Source organism: Aeromonas enterica, assembly GCF_054052465.1.
Genome location: NZ_JBSTYL010000003.1, coordinates 110,635 through 125,442 on the forward strand (window position 1 = coordinate 110,635; position 14,808 = coordinate 125,442).

The 14,808-nt window shown below is 64.0% G+C and carries 14 protein-coding genes; 6 read left to right on the top strand and 8 right to left on the bottom strand.

Annotated features, from left to right (window positions below):
• Positions 1-60 precede the first annotated feature (60 nt).
• The 5 genes from ACW5XD_RS04620 to ACW5XD_RS04640 all read right to left on the bottom strand — a co-directional run bounded on the left by ACW5XD_RS04620 (position 61) and on the right by ACW5XD_RS04640 (position 5,076).
• Complete coding sequence (locus ACW5XD_RS04620) at positions 61-594, bottom strand: glutathione peroxidase (RefSeq protein WP_456493837.1); 534 nt, start codon at positions 592-594, stop codon at positions 61-63.
• Between the two features lie 65 nt (positions 595-659).
• Positions 660-1,223, bottom strand: a complete 564-nt coding sequence (locus ACW5XD_RS04625) for an NnrU family protein (protein WP_456493838.1) — start codon at positions 1,221-1,223, stop codon at positions 660-662.
• A gap of 212 nt (positions 1,224-1,435) precedes the next feature.
• Positions 1,436-2,569, bottom strand: coding sequence for a glycerate kinase (locus tag ACW5XD_RS04630; RefSeq protein ID WP_456493839.1), 1,134 nt, complete (start codon positions 2,567-2,569; stop codon positions 1,436-1,438).
• A gap of 9 nt (positions 2,570-2,578) precedes the next feature.
• Positions 2,579-3,841 carry a GntP family permease gene (locus tag ACW5XD_RS04635; protein ID WP_288032219.1) on the bottom strand — a complete coding sequence of 421 codons (1,263 nt, stop codon included), beginning with the start codon at positions 3,839-3,841 and terminating at the stop codon, positions 2,579-2,581.
• A gap of 119 nt (positions 3,842-3,960) precedes the next feature.
• Positions 3,961-5,076, bottom strand: coding sequence for a sugar diacid recognition domain-containing protein (locus tag ACW5XD_RS04640; protein WP_456493840.1), 1,116 nt, complete (start codon positions 5,074-5,076; stop codon positions 3,961-3,963).
• A 208-nt stretch (positions 5,077-5,284) separates the two neighbouring features.
• On the opposite strand from ACW5XD_RS04640, the gene ACW5XD_RS04645 reads away from it, so the two are divergent.
• The 6 genes from ACW5XD_RS04645 to ACW5XD_RS04670 all read left to right on the top strand — a co-directional run bounded on the left by ACW5XD_RS04645 (position 5,285) and on the right by ACW5XD_RS04670 (position 11,147).
• The gene (locus ACW5XD_RS04645) at positions 5,285-5,659 is read left to right on the top strand and encodes a YacL family protein (RefSeq protein ID WP_456493841.1); all 375 of its coding nucleotides are present in this window, start codon (positions 5,285-5,287) and stop codon (positions 5,657-5,659) included.
• A 51-nt stretch (positions 5,660-5,710) separates the two neighbouring features.
• On the top strand, positions 5,711-6,010 hold the full coding sequence (locus tag ACW5XD_RS04650) for a hypothetical protein (protein WP_005313598.1): 300 nt from the start codon (positions 5,711-5,713) through the stop codon (positions 6,008-6,010).
• Between the two features lie 207 nt (positions 6,011-6,217).
• Positions 6,218-7,048, top strand: coding sequence for a CPBP family intramembrane glutamic endopeptidase (locus ACW5XD_RS04655; RefSeq protein WP_456493842.1), 831 nt, complete (start codon positions 6,218-6,220; stop codon positions 7,046-7,048).
• Positions 7,049-7,267: 219 nt separating this feature from the next.
• Positions 7,268-8,827, top strand: coding sequence for a methyl-accepting chemotaxis protein (locus ACW5XD_RS04660; protein WP_456493843.1), 1,560 nt, complete (start codon positions 7,268-7,270; stop codon positions 8,825-8,827).
• A 215-nt stretch (positions 8,828-9,042) separates the two neighbouring features.
• Positions 9,043-10,359: a sphingomyelin phosphodiesterase gene (locus ACW5XD_RS04665; protein ID WP_456493844.1), complete on the top strand. Its 1,317-nt coding sequence runs from the start codon at positions 9,043-9,045 to the stop codon at positions 10,357-10,359.
• A complete protein-coding gene (locus tag ACW5XD_RS04670; protein WP_456493845.1) occupies positions 10,356-11,147 on the top strand; it encodes a hypothetical protein in 792 nt (263 codons plus the stop codon). The genes ACW5XD_RS04665 and ACW5XD_RS04670 overlap by 4 nt, the downstream gene beginning before the upstream one ends.
• 74 nt (positions 11,148-11,221) lie before the next feature.
• On the opposite strand, the gene ACW5XD_RS04675 is transcribed toward ACW5XD_RS04670, so the two are convergent.
• From ACW5XD_RS04675 to tpx, 3 genes are all read right to left on the bottom strand, one after another.
• Positions 11,222-12,694 (bottom strand): alkaline phosphatase D family protein, encoded by a 1,473-nt coding sequence (locus ACW5XD_RS04675; protein WP_456493846.1) that lies wholly within the window; start codon positions 12,692-12,694, stop codon positions 11,222-11,224.
• Positions 12,695-12,779: 85 nt separating this feature from the next.
• Positions 12,780-14,000 carry a DEAD/DEAH box helicase gene (locus tag ACW5XD_RS04680; protein WP_456493847.1) on the bottom strand — a complete coding sequence of 407 codons (1,221 nt, stop codon included), beginning with the start codon at positions 13,998-14,000 and terminating at the stop codon, positions 12,780-12,782.
• 200 nt (positions 14,001-14,200) lie between these two features.
• Positions 14,201-14,701 carry a thiol peroxidase gene (tpx, locus tag ACW5XD_RS04685; RefSeq protein WP_456493848.1) on the bottom strand — a complete coding sequence of 167 codons (501 nt, stop codon included), beginning with the start codon at positions 14,699-14,701 and terminating at the stop codon, positions 14,201-14,203.
• Positions 14,702-14,808: the final 107 nt, after the last annotated feature.

A 14,808-nucleotide genomic window follows, 5' to 3' on the forward strand; every position in this document is an offset into this window, starting at 1 on the left:
GGATTACCAGATAGGAAAGCGGGCCTCCATTATTCCAGAGCCGCCCGCAGCGGGGTAGGCCTAAAGACCGAGCGCCCGTTTGACCTCTTTTTGCAGGGGATCGTCGGCCGGATTCTGGTTCGCGCCATAACTCGCGACCAGCTTGCCATCGCGTCCTATCAGATACTTGTGAAAGTTCCAGCCCGGCGCCTCGCCCGCCGCTGCGGCCAGCCCCTTGTAGAGCGGGCTGGCATCGTCACCGCGCACCGCCAGCCGGTTGAACATGGGGAAGGTCACCCCGTAGTCACGGCGACAGACGGCGGCGGTCTTGCCCTCATCCCCCGCCTCCTGCCAGAAGTCATTGGACGGAAAACCCAGCACTATCAACCCCTTCTCCTTGTAGGTTTGGTAGAGCTGCTCCAGATCCCGAAACTGGCCGCGATAGCCGCAGTAGGAGGCGGTGTTGACCACCAGCACCACCTTGCCTTCGGTCAGCTGGCAGAGGTTGTGGCGCTGGGTAGTGTTGAGCTCTCGCATCTCCACATTGAAGTAGTCGGGACAGGCGGCAGACACGGCTCCCGCACCGAGCAGCAATAACAAAGTGAACCATTTCATCGGGCAACTCCTTTTGAACAGATGAGCGTCATACGCACAGGCGGCGCAGCCGGTTCAACCCTTCCTCAGCGCAGCGGTATGCCGGTCAGCCAGCCATGACCCCAGAAGATCAGCAGCGCAGTGACCGCAAGCCCGGCCCCCACGCTGAGCCCGGTGCCAACCCAGTTCGCTGCGGGACGGGGATGACGCTGCCAGTCCCGGACCGAAATCCAGATGATGCTGACGAGCGCCCACAGACCTATGCCGCCGAACAGCACCAGGGAGCGAGCCTCGCTGTTGACCGCCAGATGGGCACCGGCCCAGAGCAGGGTGCCGAGCAGCTGGGGATGCACCAGCCAGCGCCGCAGGTGATTGGGCCCCTGGCCGGAGAAAAACAGGATCAGCGCGACCGGCATGGCGGCCATCATCAGGGTCGGCCCCCAGGTGGGCAGAAAGTAGAGCGGCATGGGGCTGGCACTGCGCCAGCCGGCAAGAATGCAGCCGATGGCGACAAATACCAGCAGCGAGAAGAGCCCCTTGTAACGATTCTCCCCCAGCCGGTCGCGCAGGCGGTCCCTGTGGGCAGCGGCGAAGCAGGGGTAGAGGTGGATAAGGGTAAACAGCAGTACCCCCAGGGTCAGCAAGATCATGGGTTGCTCCTTGTACTATGGGGGATCACTATGCCGCAAAGTACGCAACCGGAACACAGAAACCGCAGAAAAGTGGTGGGGATACAGCAGGATAATGAAAAAAGCCGATCGACAGATCGGCAAGGTGTTTCGGGCAGACCGGCAGTGGATGCCGGTCATCACCGCGACACGGGGCAGGGTTTGGCCGGTGCCAGGCACCAGCCAGAAAAGGATTAACTGCGCAGCATATAGAGCGCGGCCACGTTGCGGGCCGTGAGCTGCAGGTTGGTGGTGGCGGTGGCCAGCGCCTCCGGCAGCGACATGGCGCGGTTGACCACGGCGAACACCGCATCCAGTCCGTGTTCGTGCACCACACCGCAGTCGTCGGTGAGGCAGCCCGAAATACCGATCACCGGCTTGCCGAACTGCTTGGCGCAACGTGCGACACCGATTGGCGTCTTGCCATAAATGGTCTGGCTGTCGATGCGTCCCTCGCCGGTGATGACGAGATCCGCATCGGCCACCGCCTCGGCCAGCTTCAGCGCCGCTATGACGATCTGGATGCCGGGCTTGAGCTCGGCACCGAGCAAGCCCACCAGGGCCGCCCCCATTCCACCGGCGGCGCCGGCCCCCGGAATCGCCTTCACCTGTTTGCCGAGCGCCTGTTCGATGCAGTCGGCGTAGTGGGCCAGGTTGGCATCCAGCTTGGCCACCATCTCGGCGTTGGCCCCCTTCTGCGGGCCAAACACGGCGGAGGCACCTGTCGGGCCGCACAGCGGATTATCCACGTCACAGGCCACCTCTATGGTGGTCCTGGCCAACCGCGAATCCAGCCCGCCCAGATCTATGGTGGCAAGCTCCGCCAGCCCGGCGCCGCCCGGCGCGATGGGGGTGCCATCGCTTTTGAGCAGCTTGCCGCCGAGCGCCTGGATCATGCCGGCACCGCCATCGTTGGTGGCACTGCCGCCTATGCCGAGGATCAGGTGCTTCACCCCCATATCGAGGGCCGCCAGGATCAGCTCACCGGTACCGACGCTGGAGGTGTGCAGCGGATTGCGCAGCTCGGGGGGGACAAGGTGCAGGCCGGAGGCCGCCGCCATCTCGATGACGGCGCGTTCGCCATCCCCCAGCAGGCCGACAAAGCCCTGCACCTGGTTGCCAAGCGGCGCTGTCACATAAAACGGCAGTATGCTGCCACCGGTGGCATCCACCAGGGATTGCACTGTGCCCTCGCCGCCATCGGCCATGGGCAGCTTGATGTAGGTGGCATCTGGCAACACCTGCTTGAAACCCGCCTCGATGGCATCGGCCACCGCCATGGCGCTCAGGCTCTCCTTGAATGAATCCGGTGCGATAACAATTTTCATATCAATTCCTTAGGCGAGGCCAAACACGCCAAACATCAGGGTGGAGACGGCTGCAATGGTCAGACCGACGGCAGTTTCATAAGGGATGAGCTTGAGACGCTCCCCCACGCCCATGTGGACGCTGCCACCCGTGGCATGGAAGAAGGAGCCGTGGGGCATGTGGTCAAACACGGTGGCACCGGCATGGATCATGGCGGCCCCCGCCAGACTGCTGATGCCGAGCTCGATCAGAGTGGAGCTGAACACGTTGGAAGCCACCACAGTCCCGGCCGTGGTCGAGGCGGTCGCCAGCGACATCAGGGCACCCGAGATGGGGGCCAGCAGGTAGGAGGGCAGACCGGAGGCGGTCAGGCCACTGATCAGTACATCCTTCAGCCCGGAGTTGGCGATGATCCCGGCCAGAGTGCCGGTCCCCAGCAGCATGATGGCCACCGGCGCCATGCGGGCCAGGCCCGAGACCGCAAACTGGTTCACCTTGCTGAACTTGCCCATCATCAGGGCGCCGACCAGGCCGCCGAGGGGCAGGGCGATGAGCGGATCCACCACGATACCGGCCAGCGGGCGCAGAGCCAGCAGCAGGATGGCGACCAGCGGCGCACTGATGGCGGCGGCAAAGCCGGGCAGCTTGCTGCCACTGAAGTTCACCACCTCGTCGGCGGCGACCTTGCTGCCCTTGTTGTTCAGCCGTTTGGCCAGCCAGTAGGCCATCACCAGTCCGAACAGACCCGGGATGATGCCGGCCGCCATCACCGAGGTAAGCGGCAGGTGGAAGGCATCGGCTGCCGCGATGGCGTTCGGGTTGGGAGACATGACGTTGCCCGCCTTGCCGCCGCCGATCATGGCCAGCAGGATGGCCGCCTTGGAGAGGTCGGCACGGCGGGCGATGGCCAGCGCGATGGGGGCAACCGTGATGACGGCCACGTCCACGAACACGCCGACCGCGGTCAGGATCAGGGTGGCCAGTGCCAGCGCCAGCAGGGCGCGGGTCTCACCCAGCTTCTTGACGATAGTCTCGGCGATGGTAGTGGCGGCACCCGATTCGATCAGCACGCCCGCCAGCACGCCCGCCGCCAGGATCCGCATCACCGCCGTGGTGATCCCCTGGGCGCCGCCGATCATCAGGGCGACCGTCTGGGTCAGATCGGCGCCGCCGATCAGGCCGCCGGCCAGGGCGCCGACAATCATGCCGTAAGCGGGCGGCACCTTCTTCAGAATGAGGAAGATGGCGATGGAGAGCGCAGCGAGAGCGCCGAGCGCGGATACAGGGATCATGACGGGCACCTTTCAAATGAGTGAGTGGTGGCCATTATGGTGATCCGGGATCGGAATGCTTTGGCTGAAAAGCCAAATAAGGTCTCTTTAAAGAGAGACTTATTGTTCATTACAACAAATCAGTTGTCGAGGTTGAGCCCGAGGTAGAGCAGAAACTTGTCGTCTAACTTGTTGAAATTCAACCCGGTTATCTGCTCGATCCGGGTCAACCGATAGCGCAATGTATTGGGGTGGATGAACAGCGCTTCGGCACAGGGATGCAGATCACAATCCTGCAAGAAATATTGGCGCAGCGTCTTTTGCAGCGTTCCCTTTGTGTCCTCCTGCGCCAGCTTGAGCAAGGGGGCCCGCAGCTGATCCGCCTGCCAGGAGTCCGCCAGACTGCCGAGCAGCACCGGCAGCCGGTAATCCTCGAAGAAGTAGACCTGCTGGCGCGGTGCCTGCCGCATGCCCCGACGCAAGGTATCCCGCGCCGTCTGGTAGGAGCGTGCCAGCCCGTCTATGCCGCCGAAGTAATCACCCACCCCGATGCGCACCTTGAAGTGGGGAATACGGGCCAGCAGCTGCTTGATGCGGCTGCGCTCCTGCGCCGACTGCCAGATGCCGTCGCTGAGCTGGGCCGGCTTGAGCACCACTATCTCGTCCAGGCCGTTGATGGCCACCAGATTGTCCCGCTCCGGATTTTCCAGCAGGTGCACCAGCTCCCGCAGGCGGGCGGGATCCGCCTCCTCCAGCGCCAGCACGGCCACCACCCGAGGCTGGGCCAGATCCAGTTCGAGGAAACGGGCCGCCTGCTGCAGCTGATCGACCCGCCCCTCACCGCGAATGAGCTGCAGCACCAGCTCCTCCTTGTGGCGCTTGTCCCACTGCAACTGCTCGGTGAGCGCCGCCTGCTCCAGAATGAGCTCGGCGGTCATGCGCACCAGCTCGGCGTAAGCACGAACGATGTCCGGATCACCCGAGATGCCGATGACCCCCAGCAGTTCCCCCTGATAGGCAATGGGCAGGTTGATGCCGGGACGCACCCCCTTGAGCTGCTGGGCGGTCGCCTCGCTTATCTCCACCACCCGGTTCTCAGTCAGTGCCAGCACGGCCCCTTCGTGGCGCTGATGAAGGCGCTCGGGATTGCCGGAGGCGATGATCAAACCGTGTTCATCCATCACGTTGACCGAGAACGACAGTATCTTCATCGCCCTGCTCACTATCTGACGGGCCAGGGTATCGTTTAGCTGCATAACATCTCCGGACAACAAGCTGGCATGACGCCTGGGGGCCCACAATCGCACGGGCCGACGCGCAAAGATCCCACATCATCAAGACAAGCGCGGGGGGGATCGCTAGAATAGGCCACTTTACGCTATGTGTGCCCCACCATGGATCATGGATCTGGCGTTATGCCGCTGTGTGGCGTGGTGGCTTCATCCTTCCGATATGGACTCCGCTATGGACTATGAATTTCGCCGCGACCCGTTCGGTGGCTATCGCGCCCGGTTCTCCATGGGCCATGAGGCCATCGGTCAGTGGTTGATCGATGAAGTTGGCAAGGATGAGGAGAAGCTCGACGAGCTCTTCTCCATCATCGACCAGCTGTCCAGTCGCACTCGCACGGAATACCTGCTGCACGGCGGTGACTATTCACTGCTGCTCACCCATGAGGAGGCCGAAGTGAAGGCCAACGTCCTCAATATCGAGCTGGATGAGGATCTCGACGATCTCGCCTACTACGATGATGAACAGCTGGCCATGTGCGGACTGGAAGACTTTGCCCAGGTGCTCGGCTCCTGGCGCGCCTTTATCCGCAACGAGGATATGGGCTGAATACCCAACATTTCGGGCGAGCATGCCCCTTGCAACCCAACAGGATTGACTATGTCTATTTACGATTTTGACGGCGAACAACCAGAACAGCCGGAAGACGAGCAGGACCAAACCAAACAAGCCGTGCCTGCCAAGAAGAAAGGCAAGCAGGTGATGAACACTCAGGTCAACCTGAGCCCGCGCGATGCCAGCCGTCTGAACGGCCTGCACGTCGAAGCCATCACCACCCTGGACGACGTCAGCCTGCCGAAGAACGTCATCTTCAAGGCCGGCCTCATCGCCCTGGGCGAGCTGGAAGCCACCAAACGTGCCGACATCATAGCCCGCGTCATCGCCGAATCCGGTCGATAAATCCCGTGTCATTGCCGGGGCGGGTCGCCAACACGCCTGCCAACCGGCAATCCAGTATCAGAAAAGCCGGAGCCCAAGCTCCGGCTTTTTCATGGCTGCGCCCCGCCGCAGACTCGCCCTTGCAGGGATCCGACCACCCTATTGAGCCTTGTGTCATGATGTGACGACTTGTTAAGGTGCGGGACTTTTATCGGCCTTGGAGACTCAATGTTACCTCTACCTGACTCGCTCATCTGGGGAGCACTGGCGCTGGCCGTCTTGCTCTGTCTGGCTCGGCAGCGCCTGCCCGGTCTGATCCTGCTGGGGGTCGCCCTGCTGGCCGCCCTCTATCTCGACCGCCTCAGCCCTTTCGCCCTGCTGATCACGCTGGCGGGCCTGTTGCTTGCCTGGCGTACTCCCAGCCTGCCCCAGCCCTGGCGTGGTGTCGCCTTGACCCTGATGCTGCTGTGGGCCATAGCGCTGATGCTGCACCTCATCCCCGGCTTCAGCAATATGAAGGTGCTGGACCAGGTGCAGGCCGGTCCCGCCAGCGTGCCCTTCAACATGTACCTCAATCTGGACAAGCCGCTGGTCTTCTTCGGCCTGCTGCTGGCCTGGCCCGCCTTGCTCGGCCAGGGCGGTGCGATCCGCTGGCGAGCGCTGGCCCTGCTGCTGTTGCCGCTGGCGGCCCTGCTGATCACCGCCTGGCAGTTGGGAGCGCTCAAGCCCGAAGCGGGCCTTCCCTACTGGTGGTGGCTGTTTTCCCTCAACAATCTGCTGTTCACCTGCGTGGCGGAAGAGGCGCTGTTTCGCGGCTTCATCCAGCAAGGGGTGGCCGCTCGCAGCCGGCTCTGGCTCGGCATCCTGGTGGCCAGCCTGCTGTTCGGCGCAGCCCACCTGGCCGGCGGCCCGCTGCTGATGCTGTTTGCCGCCCTGGCGGGCGCCTGCTACGGCCTGGCGTTCCAGTTCAGTGGCCGCCTGAGCGTCGCCATCGCGATCCACTTCCTGTTCAACTTCGCCCATCTGGCCCTCTTTACCTACCCCCTGGCCAGCCACTGATCCCCGGCGCCCCGCCTGGGGCGCCCTTGTTTCCCCTCCTCTGCCAGCAGCCTGTCCGCTCGATATCGACTTTCTATTTGCACTTTTTTGCCAGGCTCGCGTGTCGATTAATTGACCCAAGCCAAGATAGCGTCATCTTCGCTCCATAAAATGGGCGGGTAACCATCACAAAAAATAAAAACAAAACTATCAGTTACTTGGCTCACTCAGGATGCTCACATGACCACAAACCAACGGGAGGGGGAGATACGCTTCCCCGACCACCTGTCATTGATCTCGACCACGGATCCCGCCAGCCACATCACCTATGCCAACCAGCACTTCTGCGAGGTGGCCGGTTACAACGCCGACGAGATGGAGGGGGTCCCCCACAATCTGGTGCGTCACCCCGACATGCCCAAGGCCGCCTTTGCCGACATGTGGCAACGACTGCGACAGGGCAAGAGCTGGATGGGGCTGGTAAAGAACCGCGCCAAGAGCGGCAAGTTTTACTGGGTCAACGCCTACGTCACCCCCATTCTCAACGAGCAGCGGCAGATCATCGAGTACCAGTCGGTGCGTACCCGCCCGAGCGAGCAGGACATCGCCTGGGCGGAGCAGCTTTACGCCCGCATCCGGGCGGGCAAGGCGCTGCCCTGGCTCAGCCGGCTCACCCTGGAGCCGGGCCAGCTCACACTGCTCCTCTCCGGCACGGCCCTGCTCTCCCTGCTGACGGCCATGATCACTGGCAGCCCCCAGTGGGGAGCGCCCGGCGCGGCGGCACTGCTGGCCCAGATGATCCACGGCGGGCGGCTGCAACAGCGGCTCAACCGGCTGGCCGTCACGGCTGGCGAGGAGATGGGCACCCCGCTCTGCCAGGTGCTCTACACCAAACGACGGGACACCCTGGCGGCCCTCGAGCTGGCCCTGTGCATGAAGCGGGCCGAGCTCAAGGCGGTGGTGGGGCGCAGCGCCGACACCAACCAGCAGATACTGCAGGCCGCCGAGGATGACAGGGGCAATATCCAGACCATAGATACCCACCTGCAACAGCAGCGGGCCCAGAGCGAGCAGCTGGCCGCCGCCATCACACAACTGAGCCACTCCATTCGCGACGTGGCGAGCAACGCCCATCAGGCCAATGCTCTGGTGGGCGAGGTGCAGCAGGTGTCGGCCGAGGGGCTGCAGGCGCTGACGACCACCCAGGCATCGGTCAACCAGCTCCATCAGGAGCTGGATGCCAACCATAGGGTACTGGCGCAGCTGACCGGCGACAGCCAGAAGATCAGCGGGATCCTGGAGGTGATCAGCCAGATCGCCGATCAGACCAACCTGCTCTCCCTCAATGCGGCCATCGAGGCGGCGCGGGCCGGTGAGCAGGGGCGCGGCTTTGCGGTGGTGGCCGACGAGATCCGGGCGCTGGCCCAGAAGACCCGCAGCTCCACCGGCGAGATCAACGAGATGATCCAGGCGCTGCAGCAGACCACCCGCCAGCTGGCCGATGGCATGACCCAGGGGGCCCAGACCTCGGATCGCTGCCAGCAGCATGTGAGCACCACAGCCGAGGTCCTCAACCAGATAAACCGCATGCTGGCTCAGGTCACCCACACCAGCGACGAGATAGCCCAGGCAGTCAGCCAGCAGGCGGATGTCACCAGCACCCTGGATCAGGGCATCCACCAGATCCACCAGCTGGCCAGCCACACAGCCGACAACAGCAGACAGGCCCTGGACGGCATCACGCTGCTGGTGGAGCGGCTGCATGCCCTCTCCCGCCTGATCAACCAGTTCCGCCACTGACCCGTCACAAGGGCGCGCATGCCGCCGGCACGCGCGCCCCTGATTGCCGAGCCTGCTCTGCTCTCCACGTGGGCAGGGCACAGATCCCTCCCCTCAATGCCCCCTCTCCCCATATGGGGCCTTTCATTTATTTGTAACAAAAATGTAAATGAAATGACCTCTGTGCCCGCCATAACAGTCACTTTCCATCGTGCCTCAACCAAAAGGACTTAATGATGCACAAGCCTCTCAGTTATGCCGCCCTGCTGTTGGCCGGCCAGTTTCCGTTGCAGGCGCTGGCCGATACCGATGTCTACCTCACCAACAACGGCCCCGAGCCCTTGCAACTGGAGATCCGCCAGAGCGGCAGCGGCCAGTTGCAGGCGGGCAGCCAGTGGATCCAGCACAGGACTGAGCTGGGCCCCTGGGAGAGCGCCATGGTGCTCAGCTTCAACCGCTACGAGGGGGTGAAGGCGGGCAAAAGCTATCTGTTCGAAACCCGGGTCACCACGGCCGGGGGCGACACCTATCGCCTCAACCAGCTGATGGAGGGCACCTGGTGGAACAGCACTCTGCAACACGGCGGCGAGACGCCGGCAGACAACTCCGGCTGGCAGAGTGACCGCGCCCTGCATCGTACCCAGGGCCCGCAGGAGCTGGCCTTCGCCGCCAAGTTCACCGGCCGTTACGACGATCTGCACTATATGCTCACTCCGCCACAACAGCGGGAGCAGCCCGAACCTGCCGAAGACAAGTTGAAGGTGGCCAGCTACAACGTCTGGGCCCTGCCGGTGATCGCCGCCAGCATAGGCGAGCGGATGACGCTGCTGCCCGACCATCTCAAGGGCTATGACGCCCTGCTGTTGCAGGAGGTGTTCGACGGCCGCCGCGAGGGTTTTCTGCAAGCGCTGGCGAAAGAGTATCCCTATCAGACCAGGGTGCTCGACAAGCCGGGGGTCAACATCCACGACGGCGGCGTGGTGATCGTCAGCCGCTACCCCATAGTGCGGGAGGCCCAGCTGGTCTATCCCCAGTGCACCGGCACCGACTGCTTCGCCGACAAAGGGGTCATGTACGCCGAGGTGATCAAGGGGGGCAAGGCCTGGCACCTGTTCGCCACCCACACCGCCAGTTTCGACACCGACGAGGCGAGACGGCTGCGCCAGATCCAGTTCGGCCAGATGCGCACCCTGGCCGCCAGCCTCAAGATCCCGGCTGGCGACACCGTTATCTACGGCGGCGACTTCAACGTCAACAAACGCAAGTTCGCCGACGACTACGCCAGCATGCTGAGCAACCTCAATGCCCATGAGCCCGCCTATGGCGGCTACACCGAGGCCACCTTCGACCCCAGGATCAATCCCTATGCCGGCGGGCCCCTCTCGGGTGGCGCCAACGTCGAGTACCTGGACTATCTGGTGGTGAGCCGGGAGTACGGCGCCGTGCGCCACAACCTCAACAGCGTCTGGATCCCGCGCAGCAGCGATGGCAGCCTCTGGCCCGCCAGCAACCTATCCGATCACTTCCCGGTCAAGGGAGAGATCAGCCGATGAAACGCCGCTACAGCTTGCTGGCCCTGGCGCTCCTCTCGCTCTTGCTGCTCAACCTCGGCTGGCAATATGAGCCACCGCAGACGCCGGCCGAGGCACAGGCCAGCCTGCGCGGAGCACATCAGCCGCAGCAGGCGCCAGCGACTCCGATGACGACCCTCATGACCCGGCTCACCCCGGCTGCCAGCGGGAGCCAGCCCACAGATCCGCACCCCAGCTGGCAGGAGATGCCGCAGGAGCTGAGCCAACAGCTCGCCAGCGAGGTAGGCGACAGCGAGCAGCCGCTCGCTGAGCGGCTCGCCAATCTGAGTGAACTGGAGTCGCAGTGGATGAGCGAGGGGGAGAGCCTGACCCGGTTGCAGGGGCGCTATGCCGAGGCGCTGGCACAGCTGGCCAGCGAGGGTGAGCAGCTGACCCTGGCGGAGCGGCTGGCCGCCCTGACCCGGCTGCAGGATGAGTGGGCGGTGGATCATCCTGATCTGGCGGCGGACCTGTTCAACCCGGACGCCCGCCTGCAGCAGGCGCGCCAGCTGTGGGGGGACGAGGAGCTGGAGACATTGGCCCGCCACTTCCTGCCCGCCGATCGGGCCGAGGCCAGCCTGGCCTTTGCCGCCACCCGCCAGCAACAGCTGGATCAGCGCGGCCACTACCAGCAGCAATTGGCCGAGCTGGAGCAGCAGCTGGCGGCCAGTCAGGGGAGCATGGATCCCGAGCGCTGGCAGCAGCACAGGGAGGAGGTGCTAGGCCAGTTTAGGCGCGATTTCTTCGCCCAGGCACAAGGCAAGCCCTGAGGGAGAAACGGCCCGGGGAGCCTGACGTTGAAAAGAAAAAGGGCCCGCCAGGGCCCTTTGCGTTTGCCAACCCCTCAGGCCAGCGGGTAGCTGGCGGCCAGCCCGTTCTCGCAATGCCAGTTGGCCCACAGCTTGTTGTCGCTGCCCATCAGCAGGGTGGCGAAGTTGCGGGTGCGCAGGTAGACGGGGGCGCCGAACGGCTTGATCAGCTCGGCGCGGATCGAGCGGTTCTCGTCGAGGTACTCGGGGTTGTCGTTGGTCATGGCGAGGATCCCCATCCACTGAAACTGGGTAGGACAGGGATGGACTATGCCGGAGGAGACCAGCTGGTGCACATTGGTGATCCCTTCACGCTTGTCCTGAATGACGCCAAGGCAGCCCACGTGCACGTCGCCGGAGAGGATCAGGGTCTTGTGCTGGCGCCGCACTCGGGCGTTGTCCAGCAGCCGCATGATGAGCCGGGCCCGCTCCCCTTGATGGGCCTTGGCCCGCCAGTGATCCTTGAGATCGTCGGTCAGCTCCTCCTCCCAAGGGGTGGCATCCAGCGCCGCCTCGGTGAAGGAGAAGTCCCGATAGACCACGGGCACCCCTGCCATCACCAGCAGGTGGCCCGTGTCGCAGCCGGCCAGCGCGCCGTTGACCTGATCCCACTGGGACTGGCTCATCACCTGGGCCTGGGTGCGGTTCGCCCGGTTGTCCAGCGCCAAGATCCGGTAGCCCCGAAAACTGAGCAGCCAGGAGTGGTGGGCCAAGTTGACCGGGTCCAGCAGGGAGGCATTGGCGCTGCTGCGCAGCTGGAACAGCCGGAAATAGCGGGACGCGGCGGCATAGATGACCCGATAGACATCGCAGCCCTGCAGATCCTCGGGATAGCTGCCCCAGCCATCGAAGATGTCGTGGTCATCCCACATCATGGCGCTTGGCACCCGGGACAGCCGGCGGGCCACCTCGGGCCGTCCCCACTGCTTGCAGTAGAGATCGCAATAGAAGCGATCGAGCTGCTCCTCCATGGTGCGGGTCGCCTTGCGCTTGACCTTTTCGGTCCTGTCCAGCTCGTTCCAGGCCTTGAGGCTGGGCACTGTGGTCCAGAGGGAGTCGGCATAGACCTGATCACCCCCCATCAGCAGCAGCGAGAAGGGATGTGCGGCGTGCTCGTCAGCAAGCCGATCCCACATGACATAGGGTTGGGGCATGGAGGTGAGCAGCTTGAAGTCGGAGAAACCGTTGCAGGAGGCATAACCTATACGCACCAGCTCCGTCAGTCCCGGCAGATGAAACTGCCAGTGGTCGTCCCCGGCCAGATCCCGGGCAGGTTCCCCGTCCAGCAGGACCTGGTACTCCACCGTAACACCCTCGGCAGCCGGGCTTGCCGTCCAGCTGGCCCGCCAGAAACCCCCTCTGGGGGTATCCGCCAGCTTGCCGGCAGGCAGCAAGGCACCGTTGATCCTGATGCTGGCGCCCTTGCAGCTGGGCCCCGCCAGAAAACAGATGCTGTATTGCGTCTCAGCTTCGAGCCCCAGCAGGGGCCCCATTACCAGACTCGCCATTGCCTATCCCTCCGTGGTTGAACCCATGGAGCATAGTGAAACCGGCGTCCTTTGGTACTGCCCAAGCGGGCAGCCCATCCTTGAATCAGGCCTTGCCCTTGAACTGCTTGACGCTGCGCTTGTTGGCGGTGCGGCGGTTCGCCTGCTTGTCGCGCGGGGGGCGCTTGCCCTCCCCGCTGGCGGGCAGATCGGTCACCGGGAAACCGGCGAGTTCCGCCAGCGGCAGCTCACGGCCGGTGAGGGTGCGGATCGCCGCCAGGGTATCGCTCTCGCCGTGGCACACCAGCGAAATGGCCAGCCCCTTGCGCCCGGCGCGGGCGGTGCGGCCGATGCGGTGCACATAGACGGGGGCGCTGGCGGGCAGGTCCAGATTGATCACCAGCGGCAGCGCCTCCACGTGGATGCCCCGCGCCATCAGGTCGGTGGCCACCAGCACTCGCACCTTGCCGGCCTTGAAATCGTCGAGCGCCTGATCCCGCACCGCCTGCTCCTTCTCGCCATGCAGGGCGGCAACCGGGATCCCCACCCTGGCCAGCTTCTTGGCCACGCCGTCGGCATCGTCCCGCGCGCTGATGAACACCAGCACCTGCGGCCAGGCCTGCTCCTTGAGCAGGCTGATCAGCGCCGGCACCTTGCTGCTCTTGTTGACCAGATAGAGCCGCTCTTCTATCTCGTTCACCAGGCTGTTGAGGGGGTTGGCCTCGATGCGGGTCGGCTCTGTCAGCAGACCGGTCGCCAACTCATCCAACTCGGCAGGCAGGGTGGCGGAGAAGAGCAGAGTCTGACGCGGCGAGGGCATCTCATTCATCAGCCACTGGATATCGGGCCAGAAACCCATCTCCAGCAGGCGATCCGCCTCATCCAGCACCAACTGTTGCAGGCCATCCAGCCCCAACACTTGCTGAGTGAGCAGATCGCGCAGTCGCCCCGGCGTCGCCACCAGCAGCTGCGGCCCCAGCGCCAGTTCGGCCTGTTGCCGCTCCTGCGCCACGCCGCCGCACAGGGTCAAAACGCGCAACCCCAGCGCCTCGGCAGCCCCTTGCAAGGCGGCGCTCACCTGGGTGGCCAGCTCGCGGGTCGGCACCAGCACCAGCCCCTGCACCAGACGGGAGGCGGGATCCAGCCGTTGCAGCAGCGGCAGCCCGAACGCCAGCGTCTTGCCGCTGCCGGTCTGGGCCAGCGCCAGCAGATCCTGCCCCGCCAATATCACGGGTATCGCCAGCTGCTGGATGCGGGTCGGGGTGTGCAGGGTGGCCGGCAGGGCCGCCAGCAGGGCGGGATTGAGGTCGAGTTCGCTAAAGGTCATGGGGCTACGCGGCAAGGAAGTGGGAGGCGAAGTCTAGCCAGCCTGACCTGATAAGTAAAAGGCCGGTGAACTCAAGCGCGAGAAGATACGAGAGTGAGATTGTCCAGCCAGTCTGACCACCTCAACAATGAGGGTCACTGCGCCAACAATAAAAACGGCCTGCTGATGCAGGCCGTCGGGCAATCAGCGCAAGACGAAACTTACAGAGCGGCCAGGGCGGCGGCGTAGTTCGGCTCGTCGGCCACTTCGGCAACCAGCTCGCTGTGCAGCACCTTGTTGTCTGCATCCAGCACAACGATGGCACGAGCGGCCAGACCTACCAGCGGACCGGAGGAGAAGGCCACACCGTAGTCCTGCAGGAAGGCAGCACCACGCAGGGTGGAGAGGGTCACTACCTTGTCCAGCCCTTCGGCGCCGCAGAAGCGGGACTGGGCAAACGGCAGATCGGCGGAGATGCAAAGCACGACTGTGTTCTCCAGCGCGCTGGCCTGCTCGTTGAACTTGCGCACGGAAGTGGCGCAGGTCGGGGTATCGACGCTCGGGAAGATGTTCAGGATCTTGCGCTGACCGGCGTAGGCCGCCAGGGTCACATCAGACAGATCCTTGGCAACCAGGGAGAAAGGCTTGGCCTGCTCGCCGGCAACGGGGAAGTGACCGGCGACGGAGACGGGGTTGCCTTGCAGCGTAACGGAATTGCTCATGTTATGTCCTTGATTATCGAGGGAGGATAGGGCTCCCCAGTATAGGCGCGCCGGGCGGTGACAAACACCCGCCAACCGCAGGGATATAAAGGCGTTTTATCCTGGCC